This is a genomic window from Vibrio maritimus (assembly GCF_021441885.1).
Lineage (GTDB): Bacteria > Pseudomonadota > Gammaproteobacteria > Enterobacterales > Vibrionaceae > Vibrio > Vibrio maritimus_B.
This window is the reverse complement of the sequence record NZ_CP090438.1, coordinates 2,894,606-2,909,628: the sequence shown is the minus strand read 5'-3', so window position 1 is coordinate 2,909,628 and position 15,023 is coordinate 2,894,606. Positions and strand designations below refer to the sequence as shown.

12 protein-coding genes are annotated in these 15,023 nt (G+C 45.3%); 5 read left to right on the top strand and 7 right to left on the bottom strand.

What is annotated here, in order from left to right; genetic code table 11:
• Positions 1-3: 3 nt before the first annotated feature.
• The 4 genes from LY387_RS13290 to LY387_RS13275 form a co-directional block, all read right to left on the bottom strand.
• Entirely contained in the window at positions 4-945 is a 942-nt protein-coding gene (locus LY387_RS13290) for a LysR family transcriptional regulator (protein ID WP_234494453.1), read from the bottom strand.
• Entirely contained in the window at positions 938-1,726 is a 789-nt protein-coding gene (ppk2, locus tag LY387_RS13285; RefSeq protein ID WP_234494452.1) for a polyphosphate kinase 2, read from the bottom strand. Before ppk2 ends, LY387_RS13290 begins: the two co-directional genes overlap by 8 nt.
• A 31-nt stretch (positions 1,727-1,757) precedes the next feature.
• Positions 1,758-2,507, bottom strand: a complete 750-nt coding sequence (locus tag LY387_RS13280) for a copper homeostasis protein CutC (RefSeq protein ID WP_234494451.1) — start codon at positions 2,505-2,507, stop codon at positions 1,758-1,760.
• Positions 2,508-2,698: 191 nt separating this feature from the next.
• Complete coding sequence (locus LY387_RS13275) at positions 2,699-3,307, bottom strand: peroxiredoxin (RefSeq protein ID WP_042476179.1); 609 nt, start codon at positions 3,305-3,307, stop codon at positions 2,699-2,701.
• A gap of 187 nt (positions 3,308-3,494) precedes the next feature.
• Between LY387_RS13275 and LY387_RS13270 the strand changes: the two genes are divergently transcribed.
• From LY387_RS13270 to LY387_RS13250, 5 genes are all read left to right on the top strand, one after another.
• Entirely contained in the window at positions 3,495-4,400 is a 906-nt protein-coding gene (locus LY387_RS13270; protein WP_234494450.1) for a hydrogen peroxide-inducible genes activator, read from the top strand.
• An 859-nt stretch (positions 4,401-5,259) separates the two neighbouring features.
• On the top strand, positions 5,260-8,853 hold the full coding sequence (locus tag LY387_RS13265; RefSeq protein WP_234494449.1) for an ATP-binding protein: 3,594 nt from the start codon (positions 5,260-5,262) through the stop codon (positions 8,851-8,853).
• Entirely contained in the window at positions 8,850-9,992 is a 1,143-nt protein-coding gene (locus LY387_RS13260) for an EAL domain-containing response regulator (protein WP_234494448.1), read from the top strand. The genes LY387_RS13265 and LY387_RS13260 overlap by 4 nt, the downstream gene beginning before the upstream one ends.
• Positions 9,993-10,002: 10 nt before the next feature.
• Entirely contained in the window at positions 10,003-10,587 is a 585-nt protein-coding gene (locus LY387_RS13255) for a response regulator transcription factor (protein ID WP_234494447.1), read from the top strand.
• A 16-nt stretch (positions 10,588-10,603) separates the two neighbouring features.
• The gene (locus tag LY387_RS13250) at positions 10,604-11,983 is read left to right on the top strand and encodes a GGDEF domain-containing protein (RefSeq protein ID WP_234494446.1); all 1,380 of its coding nucleotides are present in this window, start codon (positions 10,604-10,606) and stop codon (positions 11,981-11,983) included.
• 46 nt (positions 11,984-12,029) lie between these two features.
• On the opposite strand, the gene LY387_RS13245 is transcribed toward LY387_RS13250, so the two are convergent.
• The 3 genes from LY387_RS13245 to LY387_RS13235 form a co-directional block, all read right to left on the bottom strand.
• Complete coding sequence (locus LY387_RS13245; protein WP_234494445.1) at positions 12,030-12,431, bottom strand: hypothetical protein; 402 nt, start codon at positions 12,429-12,431, stop codon at positions 12,030-12,032.
• Positions 12,432-12,511: 80 nt separating this feature from the next.
• Complete coding sequence (locus LY387_RS13240; protein ID WP_234494444.1) at positions 12,512-14,146, bottom strand: methyl-accepting chemotaxis protein; 1,635 nt, start codon at positions 14,144-14,146, stop codon at positions 12,512-12,514.
• A 209-nt stretch (positions 14,147-14,355) separates the two neighbouring features.
• A complete protein-coding gene (locus LY387_RS13235) occupies positions 14,356-14,829 on the bottom strand; it encodes a CBS domain-containing protein (RefSeq protein WP_042476212.1) in 474 nt (157 codons plus the stop codon).
• Between the last annotated feature and the right edge of the window lie 194 nt (positions 14,830-15,023).

Here is a 15,023-nt window from a genome sequence, read left to right as displayed (position 1 = left end):
TTATTAGCGATGCTTATCGGTATGGAGAGGAAGCTTTCGTTTGATGATCGACTCAATCCACTTTGCTTTGGGAGAGTGGCGATTCTTATTGTGGACATAACCAAATAGGCTCTTGGTGTAAGTCTGATTGTCGACTTCCACCTTAAGTGATCTTAAGTTTGGGTAGTTGTGTATCGGGAATAGATTGGAGTGGGGCAGGAGCATATCCGTAGACTCAATCACATCGATAAGTGCGAGCAGCATTTCTGAGCGAAAGCCGACCTTAGGTGTATACCCCTGACGTTCGAGAATATGACTTGCGTAACTAAAGTGGTCATTCCATCCAGGAGAGATGAGCGAGGTGAGTTCATAGCCGACAGAGTCTAAAGGCGTAATAACTGACTTCTTAATCGGGTGTTCTTTTCTGACGATGATGCGACCCTCTAAGTCGAAGATCTTGTCTCGCGCTAACTCTTTCGATAGGTTTTCGAGATCGTAATGCACGCCGTAAAAAACTTCACCACTGCGTATTTGCTCTGCGGTGGTTTGACTCCAGCTAAGCAGCTCGAGATTAACGTTTGGCGCTTGTTGGCGAATTTCTGTAAATAACCCTCCCGCCAAAGACGCCATCACAATAGGTGCGAGCGCGATTTTAATGGTTCCGCTTAGCTCGGAAGGCTCGAACTCATTTAAGTTATTGAGGGCTGTTTCTAATCCATCAAGATAAGGCGCGATTTTGTCTTCCAGTTGAAGAGCAAACGGAGTAGGGTCAAGACCGCCTTGAACCTTAACGAAGAGTTCATCGTCAAAGATCGTGCGAAGCTTTTGCAGTGCCTGACTGACCGCGGGTTGAGTGACAAAAAGTCGTTCAGCGGTTTTTCGCATATTGCGCTCGTGCAGCAATATGCGGAATGTTCTCAATAAGTTGAGATCAGCTTTGTAAAAAAGATTGGTCGAATCATTCATAATTATCGGGGACGAAAGATTGCTCTTCGATCGGCGTTCGCATGTAGCCGTCTTTGTTTAATTCAGGCAGTGTGATGTCTGGATAGCTGACTTCTTGGTATTCAATCTGACTGAGCAAATGACTGATACAGTTTAATCGAGCTCGCTTCTTATCATCGGAGGGTACCACCCACCATGGACACTGTTTAGTATCGGTATATGAGAACATGGTGTCTTTGGCTTCCGAATATTCAGCCCAGCGGTTACGAGACTCTAAATCCATAGGGCTGAACTTCCAGCGCTTGATAGGCGTGTTGACTCGCTCCAGAAAACGCTTCTCTTGCTCTTCATCGGAAACCGAAAACCAGTACTTAAGTAAGATAATGCCAGAGCGCACCAACATGCGTTCAAACTCCGGGCAAGAGCGCAAAAACTCTTGATACTGCTCTTCGCTGCAAAAGCCCATGACTTTCTCAACACCGGCGCGATTATACCAACTGCGGTCGAACAGTACGATTTCCCCAGCTGACGGTAGGTGAGCTACGTAGCGCTGAAAATACCATTGCGTTTTCTCTTTTTCCGTTGGTGCAGGTAGGGCAGTAACACGGCAAATTCGTGGGTTGAGTTTTTCAGTAATACGCTTGATAACGCCACCTTTACCAGCGGCGTCTCGACCTTCAAAAACAACGACAACTTTCAAACCTTCGTGCTTTACCCACTCTTGTAGCTTTACTAACTCAATCTGTAACCTAGCCAGCTCGCTTTCATAGAGCTTTTTATCCATCTTGTTCTTTTTGCCCATAGAAATCCTTCTCCTTGAATAACCTAGGTGTTTACAGTGAGTTTAGCACCTTAGTGACAGCGCGAATCTTCTCAATACTGGTAATAGGAATCGCAAAATCGTCGATATCGCTCGCCCCCATCTTGGCATCGTCGGCAATATAATGCATCTTACTTTGACGAGTTGACTTGCCTGACAGGTGCACTTCGTTGACTCCGCTGGTGGCAATAATAGAAGCTACATTCTCTGAAGATACGCCTGCTCCAGCCATGATAGCGATCCTGCCTTCTGCTTGTTTCACCATGACGCTCAAGGTCGCTACCCCCTCAGACGCGCTCGCTGCCAGTCCAGAAGTAAGTATTCGCTCACAACCGAGTGCGATGACATCCTCTAACGCTTGCTCTGGGTGCCGGCATTGATCGAATGCACGGTGAAATGTGACGCCTAAATCAAGTTCACGGGCGAGTTTAACCAGTCGAATGGAGTGTGGCATATCAACATGTCCCTCTTTGTCGAGAAGACCAAGGACGACGCCACTCGCACCATATTTGGCAGCGGTGCGAATATCTTCTGCCATGATTTCCACATCGTCACAGTCATAAAGGAAATCACCTTGGCGAGGCCTAATCATGACGTAAATAGGGATGGAAGAAGATTGAACCGCTTGTTTGATAAGTCCTGCATTAGGGGTTAAACCGCCTAGGGCAAGTGAGGAGCATAACTCTATACGAGTTGCACCGCCGGCGATGGCATAAGCGAGTGACTCGATATTGTCGATACAGACTTCAAGTTGGTAACTCATTGTGATTCTCAGTAGAAATACTGCTCTCAATATATCTCTGACAATCGGTTCTGGAAACAGAAAAAGCCCGAGTCGGTGACTCGGGCTTTGTTTTTTGGCTAACTCGTTTCTTCTTCAATGATTGGCGTGCGTTTTCCGCTTTATATATGTCCAACCATCAACCCTGATTGAGCGCAGGGTGAAGGCTCGAATTACTTAGAAAGGTCTTCCGCGTGCTCAGATAGGAACGCTGCAACACCTTTTGGAGATGCGTCCATACCTGCTTTACCTTCTTCCCATTGTGCAGGACAAACTTCGCCGTGCTTCTGGTGGAAGTTAAGAGCGTCAACCATGCGTAGCATTTCGTCGATGTTACGACCTAGTGGTAGGTCGTTAACTACTTGGTGACGTACTAGACCGTCTTCGTCGATTAGGAAAGAACCACGGAACGCAACGCCTGCTTCTGGGTGCTCAACATCGTACGCTTTGCAGATTTCGTGTTTAACGTCTGCAACAAGTGGGTATTTCACTTGACCGATACCGCCATCTTCAATAGCAGTGTTACGCCATGCGTTGTGAGAGAACTGAGAATCGATAGAAATACCGATAACTTCACAACCTTTAGCTTGGAAATCAGCAAGGCGGTTGTCGAATGCAATCAGCTCAGATGGGCAAACGAAAGTGAAGTCTAGTGGGTAGAAGAATACAACTGCTTTCTTACCTTTTGTGAACTCAGCGAAGTTGAAGTTCTCAACGATATCACCGTTACCTAGAACAGCTGCTGCAGTAAAGTCTGGGGCTTGACGACCAACTAGTACCATTTTTTTTGCTCCTAAATAGAGTTTATTTCAAACCTTTTCGGTTTGGTCCGTGTTTGTGCGAGACAAACTATAGTACACATTGTAGTATTGAAAAAAGCGAAATTAATAGATTAATTCCATCGAAAAAAGCGATGAAGCTACACGGCCGATTCCTTTTTTGATTCTGGTCCCAAAACAGGCAGTTACCATGAACAAATGGCCAAGTTTAAAGCAGCTTCATTACCTGGTTACCCTTCATGAAACCCGACACTTTAGTGAAGCCGCTGAACGTTGTTTCGTCAGTCAATCGACACTGAGTAAGGGTATTCAAAACCTCGAAGAACTCATCGGTTGTCCTCTATACGAAAAGAAAGACAAGAAAAGTCCGCTCGTGTTTACTCAAGCGGGTGAGATGGTGGTGTCCCAGGGACGTGAGCTGCTGGCAAAGGGACAGGATCTTATTGAATTAGGTAGTCTTTGCCAGGGCGACGTCATGCAAGGCCAGCTTAAGCTTGGTTGTATTCCGACTATCGCGCCGTTTTTGTTGTGTGATTTGGTTCAGGAAATTAATGCGCGCTATCCTCAGCTTAACCTTCTACTTAGAGAAGACACGACAGCCAACTTACTTGCGGCGCTGCGCCATGGTGAACTGGATGTACTGATCCTTGCACTCCCGATGGATATCGGCACGATGGAAAGCTGCATTGTGGGACATGACCCGTTTAAGATGGTAATCAGTCGCAATCAGGCTGACAACATCCGCGTCCCAATCAAATATGATGACTTGCCCGACGAATCTGTGTTCTTACTAGAAAACGAGCACTGTCTTACGGAGCACGCCGTTTCCGCCTGTAAGCTTACAGAGAAAGAGAAGATTAACCCATTCAGTGCCACCAGTTTGCATACCTTGGTTCAGATGGTTGCTAATGGTCTAGGTACCACTTTTATCCCTCAAATGGCGATAGAACACGGTCTTTTGGAAAATCAAAACTTGATCGTGGTTGAGCCTCCAGGTCAGCAAGCGCACCGAGATATTGGACTCGTATGGCGTCCAAGTTCTTCAAGACGAGACTCTTTCTTACAGCTAGCAGACGTCGTCTCGGAGTTGCTGTAAGTCGACATTCGCAAAACTAGCCCTGTGAGCACTAGTGAAAGGTACCAATTAAGGTGCCTTTTTTAGTATTAATAACTAGTTCCGCGAATTTTTTCTGTTCAGACTTCAGCGCGTACGTCGAATTAGTTTTCAGTCATTTCGGGGACTTCACCTTGTCAATTTTACATTGTGATATTTAGAGAAAGCTCTGGCCGTATTGACAACTATACGCACCTGTGGGGAGAAGACGATTTGGCTTGTGTCTTACGCTAATTGGAATCAACTTCTTGGGTTTGCGGTTTTTGTAATTTATTTACGTAACTATAACCTAATTGAGGTTGATCGAGGCTCTTTATAGCTAATAGAACAAACTGTCGAAATACCAAAAATGGCCGCTTTAGAGTTGTAACTCTAAAGCGGGTTGGGTAATGTAACTACATGGTTTTGAGGTTTTTAAGGCAATGTTAAGTCGCTACTTTGTATACTGAGCCATCAAAGTATCTACTTAGAAAAATGCCAAGTCTTTTAGTCAATAGTTCATCACCTGTTGTTTGAAAGCTACAAATGAAAACTTCCACTAAACCTGTTTTGAGCACTGCCCCACGTGGTCGATAACGACCGCTGATTGTCGGTAGATTTGAGCGGCGCAAGCCGCTTCTTTTTTATGCGATGCAACCCACTTCTCTATTAAGCTTCTCTCGGATTTATTTGTATTATAAATATGTAGGAATATTAGGAGATTTATGTAGTCCTAGACTTACATCTTATAAAAAGGTTCTTAATATCAGTGTATTATATTAATTACTCTTTTTGGGGTACGTTTGACTAATAGATCGTCGTTCATATGATGCGTACTCAATAGCAAAGAGAGTACTGCCTTATGAAACGTTGGTTAACGTCTGTATTGTCCTTATTCATCGTTAGCTTCTCAGGACTACTACTGGCTGACGAACTGATGTTGTCAGGGCAGGAGAGAGAGTATTTAACGAAGAAGGATAAACTGCGCGTTGCTGTGTTAGCGACAAGGCAGAGTCAAGATACTCCAGGGGAGTATGTAGGGCAGTATTTTTCGACATCAAATGACTATGTGAGCAGCTTAGCGGCCATCCTTAATCTTCCTATTACCCTTAAAAAGTATCCAAACATCGACGCAGTTTTCGATGCGGTGAGTCGTGGTGAAGTGGATATTGCAATGGGTTACAGCATGACGGAAGAGCGACGTAAAAAAGTTCTTTTTTCTGACCCGTTTTACCAGACATCGACTGCGGTCTACCTCGCCGATCCTCACAATACAACCAGACCCGAGGAACGAAGGCGCTGGGTTTGTTTAAGTGGCTCTGTCTATTGTGAGGTTATCCAGCAGCAGACCAATCAACGTCCAGCAATGGTAGATAGCTTTGATATGGGCGTGGCTTTAGTGCATTCAGGAAAGGCGCATGCTTTGGTCGCCAGTTATATCAATATTGCCAACTATGTAGATTCAAATAATGATCTGCATGCCTCAATTGAATTTCCTAAATGGCTACCGAGAGAAGAAGTTCGATTAGTTGCGTCTTACGAGCAGTCCGTGTTGGTGGATATCATTAACAAAGTGATCCAGCTTGCCAATGACAATAGACTGCCGAGTTACTTTTCGTCATCGAACCCTTATTATTTACTGGATAAGGCGTTGATAGCATTTCATTCGCTTCATGAGGATGAAGTCGTGACGTATTCGATGCGTGATAATCTTCCACCGCTTATCTCACAGTCATCTTCAGGGACCTACATAGGTGCAATTCCGGACTTTATGTCCATGCTTGGATCCAGAGTTGGGGTTGATATTCAATATTTGCCATTGGACAGCGAGTCCTCCGCTGATTTGGGAGTCGTCAGTTACGTTGGTCGTAATCCTGTTGCTCATAACTTGGTGACACAGCCTTTCATGACGCTGAAATATCGTGGTGTCGTGGGTGATACAGGAATGATCAAGAGTGACTCTAAAGCAGGGATCCTTATTCAAACCAAGATTAGTCATGTAGAACAACTGCAAACAGAGACCACGTTAAATTTGGTGGCCTATGACGACATCGAGGTCATGTTGAAGGATTTAGAGCAAGGCAAGTTATCAGTGATTTACTTACCGGTAGATGTCGCCAGTACGTTTACAGTGAGTAATCTCATAGGGGAGCAGTATACGCTTATCGATACGGAACTTGAGCTCAACTTAGCGTTTACCGTCAGGCACCAAGATACCGCTTTATTTACTCTTATCAATCAGTTGATCAGCACATTTGATAATGGCGAAGTACTAAAGATAAAGAACCGCTATCGACAGTTTGAGATGGTCGAAGGCTACAAAAAGCAGACGGTGTGGTACTACAGTGTGTTGGTTCTAATCTTAGTGTTTGCTCTATTGGGCGTCTTGTATCTGACCCTGTTGAACAGCAAGTTAAAGGTTGAGCACCGCGAACGTCAGGTACAACAAAAAGACGCAGAGCTCAAGCGACTGCAAGAAATCATCAATGAATTCAACAGTATTATTTTTATCGCTAAACCCGATGGTGAAATTCAGTTGTCCAACTGTCCGAGTTTTCAAAAAGGGCAGTGTCAGAAATGTCTATTGCATGATGAGCAGCGGGCGACGGATGTGCTGCTATTAGGGCAGTTAGAAAACCTTCCACAAGGTCAGTATCGCATGCAGGGCTGTCAATTGAACTTTCATGATGTTCAGGTAGCCAGTAAATCCATTGAGGACCCGACCAGTGGTTCTTCACTTTTGCTGACCACTATCAGTGACATTACTGAGCAAAAACGATATGAGAACAGTATCTTAGAGGCGAATCACCAAGAGCGCCAGGCAGTGAAAGTCAGAGAACGCTTTCTTGCCATGATGAGTCATGAGCTAAGAACACCGATTGCTGGTTTGCAAGGGGCGCTAGAGCTTATGAGAACAGAGGTACTCTCGCAGAAAGTCGCAACTTTGCAGTCGCAAGCCTATGAATCCGCTTCACACTTGAGCCGGCTGGTAGATACGGTTCTGGACTTTTCAAAGCTAGAAGCCAACGAGTTGTCCTTGGTCTATGAGCCCGCATCCCCACTCGCGTTGGTCAGTGAGGTGGTTCGTCAATTTGAGCCGATGGCCGCAAAGAAAGCACTCAATCTTGAGTTTACGCCACAGATATCCGTTATCGATAAGATCCACTGCGATGGAGTTCGTATCAAGCAGGTTCTGGCTAACTTACTTTCCAATGCGATTAAGTTTACCGAATCTGGAGTGGTGTCGGTTCAATATCAAGTTGAGGCTGAGCATTTACGACTAACGATATTCGATTCCGGCATCGGCATGACTCCAGAGCAAATAGATCTCGCTATCCAGCCATTTAAGCAAGCTGAAGATGCCATTACCACTAGAAAGTTTGGTGGTACTGGGCTTGGGCTTAGCATCGTTTACCAATTGGTGGAGCTGATGCAGGGTCGGGTCGAGTGTCACTCTGAACTCGGTAAAGGAACGTGCTTCGAACTATTCATACCGTTTGAAAAGGCAAAACACTACTCAGACAAAGACCACGTAGAGGTTAAGTTGATACCGAAGTCTCGCCCAGAGCTAGCGCCATGGCTCAGCAGTTGGGGAATGCAGACTAGTGCGGTCAAGTTTCACGACAATGATGAACAGTTGGTTCTATTGCATCGCGGTAATAACTTTGTGCTCAATCTCAATGAGTCTTCATATCTGGATCAAATCTATTCCCGTATTGAGCATATCGATGAGGTGATGGGATCGGATGATGTTTTACCATCAGATAAGTTTGCAGCGCGCGTTGTCATTGTTGATGACAACAGCATCAACCTGAGTGTCATGAGATTGCAATTGGAGTATTTAGGCGCGACCGTCTATGCCTTTTCTAATGCCGTGGATGCAACCGAGTTTATCAGCGAGGAGTCTGTCGATATTGTCTTTACTGATTATCACATGCCAGACATGGATGGTGTTGATTTGGCGACGGCGATTCACTCAAACCCTTTGAAGCAGCACATTCCAATTATCGTCTGCACGGCGATAAACGATACCAAGAAAGTTCTCGAGGAGAGTCAAAATGTGTTTAGTGGCGTACTGAACAAGCCCTACACGCTTGAAGAGCTTCATCTGCAGGTATTTCATCACTTAGAAAGTAAGACAGAGTTCCCCGATTGGATTCTCGGATTTCCAGAGCGTGAACGTGCTCAGCTAGCAACCATCTTTGTTGATTCCATGAAAAGAGATATTGCGGCGCTCGGGAAAGCCGAGACTGTATCGGCGATCAAAAAAGTGGCTCACAAAATAAAAGGAGGCAGTGCGATCCTCGGCGTTAAATCTGTGGAGAACATTGCTTTGCAGATAGAACAATGTGAGCTGGATGAAGTGCAATGGATATTAGATGAGCTGATTGAGGAAATGAATCAACAAGTCGCTCATGTAAACAACTACTTAGCAATGCAGAAGGTTGAATTATGAAGATGCTGATAGTGGATGATGACGACATTCAACTTACTGTACTAAGCAGTCGTTTAGCTCAATATGGAGCCGTCACCTGCGCTAATAGCGCAGCCAAAGCGTTGCAACTCGTCAAAGGTGAGCAGTACGACATCATCCTCTTCGATGTGGATATGCCAGAGATGGATGGTATAGAGTTTATTGTTGAATTGGGTAGCATGAATGTTAAGTCTGCCGTGGTCATTTGTACTGGGATGGGCGATTCGATAAGCAATACCATCAAAATCATTTGTAAGCGATTCAGCTTCTCTACAGTAGGTCATCTAAGAAAGCCTTATAAAGATTCGCAATTAGTACAGGAGATCAGTCGGATTCGCGGGCTTTGTAAGTCCATGCGCTCTCGAATGCCCAAGCAAAGCATTAATGGTGATGAGGTGCTTCTGGCCCTGGCCAATCGAGAGATAAAGAACTACTACCAACCTAAAGTTAGATTCGCTGACGGCAAGGTGATTGGTTTTGAAGTACTGGCGAGATGGATACACCCAATTAAGGGGTTCATTTCACCTGCGGAGTTTTTACCACACGTAGAGCGCCTATCACTGGATGGTGAGCTGTTTGACGTGATCCTTCGCAATACGATTCAAGACTATGAACAGGGTAAACTTCACTACCCAGTCGCGATCAATATCAATGATCGTAACCTGTTGCGTGAGGACTTCACCGATAGCTTTCTGGAGACGTGTCAAACGCATGGCGTGGATCCTTGCTATTTCACCTTTGAACTGACAGAGGCTCATGCTTATGTGGAATCGGTGTGTCTGCTTAAGAACCTAGCAAGACTTCGTTTAAATGGTATCGGTATTTCCATTGATGATTTTGGGACGGGATCCTCTTCTTTGACAAAGCTCTCGTCTATCCCATTCACAGAGATAAAGATCGACCGCGGCTTTGTTAAGGATTGCACGCATAACCCTTCTCATTTGAATATCGTTAAAACCATTCGCTATTTGTCACAAAAGTTGGAACTAAGGCTGGTGGCTGAAGGCGTTGAAGATGAAGTCGTGTTTGATGAGCTCAAACGATTGGGAATCGAAGTGTGCCAAGGCTTTCTGACGGGCAAACCTATGCCCATTGAAGCGGTATGCATGATGTATGAGTAAAGGGGCAGGTATGAAATGTTTAGTGGTAGATGACCACCCAATCGTAGGTGCAGCGGTTAAATCAACGATAGGGCAGCTTCCTTATATATCGGCTGTAGACTCAGAGCCTAGTGCAGAGAAAGCGCTGCAGTTGGCGACAAGTCAGCACTATGATTTGCTCGTACTCGATGTTGATCTAGGAGACAGCAACGGCTTTGACTTTTTAACGCGTATTCGTGCGAGAGGGTACCGAGGTAAGGTCCTGTTTTTGTCCGCAGACAAAAATGCAATACACGCGGACACAGCGATGAAGCTAAATGCCAATGGGTTCGTCTATAAATCGGAGAGTTTGGAAACGCTGGGCGGTGCTATTGAAAGCATTCTGCAAGGGTATAGCTACTTCAAGTTCCCGCACAAAGATCAGCAGCGTCAATTGGGCAAACCGCTCTCCACACGAGAAAAAATGGTGCTCGATTACCTAATACAGGGGAAAGGCAATGCTGATATCGCAGAGGTACTTTCACTGAGTGCAAAAACAGTGAGCACCTACAAGGCACGTATTCTGAAAAAATACAATGCGAACAATATCGTTGAGCTTATCACGATGCTTAAGTAATGAGTCGTTATCTTCTATGTTTGATTCTTCTATTATTTTGAGGTCAACGATCATCTCGTTGACCGCGTTTACCTTTACCGTCATGGTCATGTCTGATCAATTCGTCAAACGGGAGCTCGAATACTTTTCTAGAATCACGACCGCTATTGATCAACATAAAATGAATGTGGTTCTGTTTTCTAAGTACTTGAGTGAACGAATCGAAAATAGTGCGAGCAATGAAGCCGATATGTCTTCTATCCTGTCTTACACCAAGCAGCAGTATGGAGAAAAATTCGCTCGGGTTTATTCTATGGACGACAGCAAAATTTGCGCGCACTCAGCGGTTGTCTTGCTTGAGTTTAATCGCTTACTCGAAAGCTTCGATGATATCTATCAAAGAGCCTTTGTACCGATCAAATACCGCTCTTTTATCTGCAATAAGCTATTTACCAACATTAAGAATGACGACTTTGTGGTCAATGAGGCGTACTTTGGTCGAGAGAAATGCCAGTCCAATAACAGTTGTGCGAAATATGCCTCGCAACGCCAACTGAGTGACAATGTGGTCATCTCTTCACTGTATGCGAATCAACTGGTTGATGGACAATTGGTTATCTCTATCTCGAGTCCAGTTCGCTATCAAGGCGAGATCATCGGAGACTTTTCGATAGATTTGCCTGTTGATGAAGCAGCGCTGTTGGCGAATGGGAAACAAATCGCTCAAAAATCTTATGGTACCTACAAGCAACACATCATCCAGTACGCGGATTACCCGTTCGAGAGATTTTCCCATACCGAAGAACATGTGGCTGACAATCAAACCATCTTTGTCTATCGGGTACCCATTTTCAAAGTGCTTACCGACTATTTTTGGTTGCTGTTTGTTTACTTTTTGATGAGTTATTTGCTGTTTCGAAAGTTTGCCGAGCTCAAGTTCAGTCGCGCAGCTTTGAAAGAGGTCCGGATTCAAGCTCAGCGAGATGAGCTTACAGGTCTGTACAACCGAAGCATTCTCAATGATGACTATTTTGTTGCCCGGGTTGAGTCGCAACCGACGAGTATCATCGCTATCGATGGAGATAGTCTAAAGCGGATCAATGATAAGTTTGGTCATGCGTTTGGCGATCAATCTATCAAGTACATAGCCGATAAGCTTGTTGATGGCGTTCGAGATAATGACTATGTATTAAGGCTTGGTGGCGATGAGTTTTTGGTGGTTCTCGTTGGGTGCGAAGTGGACTTTGCTCATGATGTGGCGAGAAAAATACAACACGCGATTGGTAGCGATGTCGTGAATCATCATGGACTGACGGTCTCAGTCAGCTATGGAGTGACAGCATTGAAAAAGGGTGAGTCGTTTCAACGTGCCATAGAGCGGGCGGATAAAGAGCTCTATAAAGCGAAGCGCTCCTAGTATTAATCTGAATTGCTTGTAAAAAGAGGTCTTGAAGACCTCTTTTTTATTCGATGATAAATAAACTGAGCATAGTTTGGTACTGAGAAACAGCGTCGCCGATGGCCTTTTGAAGAGATAGAGGAATCGCAAGCAATGACAGGTTCAGTTGTTCAACCTGTCTGTTTAGTTCACCCTGAGCTTGGTTCAGAAGCCCTTGTACCGTATGGCTGGATAACGTGTCTATCGCGTTTAGGCTGCGGCGAGTTCTATGAAGTTCATGGTCGATGAGGACGAGCGCGAGTAGAGCTTCGACATGTTGATGGTCGTTTAAGTTTGTTTGGTGTTCTTCGTGAAATACGTGCAAAAGTGCGCTGCACTTAGGGCAAATAGGTAACGTGCTGTTGGCATGAAAAGGTTGCTTGCACACTCGACAAGTCGTCGATGCACCGTGATGAGATTGATTCATAGCAATGTGATAGGGTTATTAACGAGTAGATGCTGAGTGGAAAGGCATGTGAGTTGATCATGCCTTTCACGTAACTGGGATTAGCTAGCCTGTAGATTGAAGAACTGCACTTCTTGGGCAAGCTTAACGGACATCTCAGATAAACTGTCTGCCGCTTCGCCGCTCTCTTTGATAGTTTGCAGCGTCTCTTCAACCTGATCTCTTACCGACGTGATGCTTTGGTTGATCATTTCTGCGGTTGTGCTTTGTTCTTCTGTTGCGACCGCTATTTGTGAGTTAAGCGCGTTGGTCAGTTCAATGCTGTCAGCAATTTGCGAGAATGCGTGGCTAGCAGAGTCTGCCTGGTCAACCGTGTCATTGAGCATGGTTTGGCTGGCATTGATGGAGTCGACAACATTACTTGTGTTTTGCTGTAGCGTATTGATCTTGTTTTCGATTTGTTCGACCGCTTCTTGTGTTTGTTGAGCGAGCTGTCTTACTTCATCTGCGACAACGGCAAACCCACGGCCCTGCTCTCCGGCTCGTGCAGCTTCAATCGCGGCATTTAGAGCCAATAGGTTGGTTTGCTGGGCGATATTGTCAATTACTTCCATGATATCTGCGACTTCGTCAGTCCCGGTTTTTAGGGTCGATATTTCATGTCCAAGATGTCCCATTTGATCCGCAAGGCCAGAAACTTTAGTGATGGTTTCCGACATGACACCGGATCCCGTTGTTGCGCTGCTAGTGGCGACATCGGCTTCCGTGGAGGCGTTATTGGCATTCTGAGCCACTTCAGTGATCGCAGCTGACATCTCGTTCACTGCGGTCGCAACTTGATCGGTTTCGAGTTGTTGCTCTTGGGCGTTATTCAACACATTACGGTTCACAGTAGAGAGCTGCTCAGAAGCGGCTGCCAGTTGCTGTCCGCAATAGCTGACCTCTTTAACGACGTGATAGATTTTGGTCTCCATTTTCGTGAGCTCAATGCACATTTGACTGACTTCGTCCTGAGCAACGATCTCCGTTGTCGTGTCGGTGAAATACCCCGACGACATCGAAGAAATTTTCTGTTTTGCTGCCTCGATGGGTTTACTAATGCTATTACCAATGACGCGGGTCAGCAGGAAAATGATTGGAATCGCAACGAGCCAAGCGATGAGTAGGGTGATAAGAGATTGCTCTCCAACCTCAGCGACCTGCGATTTCACGGTCAGTTGATTTTCCACAGCGTTTTCTCGCAAAGCGGCAATATCAGTCGCGACGGCGAAACCGAGTGAGCGCATAGCCTTCCAAGAGCCCTGTGCGGTTTCGACAGCAGCAGCGTCTTTATCAACAGTGAGGTGCAGCTCTGCAAACTGCTCGAGATTGCGTTTATAGGCTTGAATGTCACTTAGGATTGATTCAAAAAGCGCTTTGTCTTCGCTGTCACTGGCTTTTGTCAAATTTGAATTAGCCAGCTCAATGCTGGTATTAAGCAGCGCGTTTGCATTCCTTACATATTGTGTATCTTGCGTATCTTGAAACGTCAGGGCATTGATACGTGCAGTTAATAAGTTGGACTCGATCTGCGCAATACTCACGTTGGTACTGGCTATCTGCTGGTAGTGAGCAAAGCTTCGGTTGTAGTTTTGGGTAGATAGGTAGCTGATCATCGATATGACTGACATGGCGACAATACTTGCTATCGATATCAGCAGCAGCTTATGTCTTACAGCCTTGATTCTATTAAGCACGATTAATTACCTTACGAAAGAGTGATTAAAACCAGAACAGTAGGGGCTTTGGACGACACTGACAAACTCTCCAGAGAGAGGCTTAGATAGGTAATATGATGATAAGAAAAGGTTTTTGTGGATTTGTAAGCAGAGGACTACGCAATAATCCTCTGCTCCTTACGAAACAGAGGTCTAGTTTGGGACATGACGCATCGAGTTGAGCAGGCTCAGTTGAGTTCGGTGGCTGAGCTGTCACTCTCCTGTTCAAGTTCTGAGGGCTCAGTGTCTTCTTGAAGTTCAAGAAGATTGATCGCGATAGCAACAAAGTCACTGTCGGTAATGATGCCGACTAGTTGTTTGTTATGCACTACTGGCAAACAGCCAACTTTGTGCTTTTGCATGTATAACGCGCTTTCTTTTAAGCCAGCTCGCGGTTCTGCGGTCATGATGTTGGTGCGCATGACTTCACTAAGAGGTGTGGAGAGTGTGTAGGATTGATCGCTAGGGATTTTCTGCAAGATCGATTCTTGCGCCGCTAGCACGTCTCGTTGTGAAACAATGCCCAGCAAATGACGTTCTGCATCGACGATAGGAATATGGCGAATATCGAGCGCTTCCATCGTGTGTTTGGCGTCGGCTAATGAGTGAGACCGCAATAGGGTGTGAGGGTTGCGAGTCATCATGTCTTGGACCTTAATCATATGGCCTCCAACTCGTTCTGTTTGTCTATTTTAACTATAGATTTTTTCACCAATTAAATCTGAGATTACCGTCGGTTTTTGCCGTTCAACTCACAAAATATCCATATTGACAAAGTGGTTAAATTTGCCTTGGTTAATTTGGGCTCAGAAGGGCGACAAACATCGGTTCAGCTTGCTATTCCACGGGGTCACTT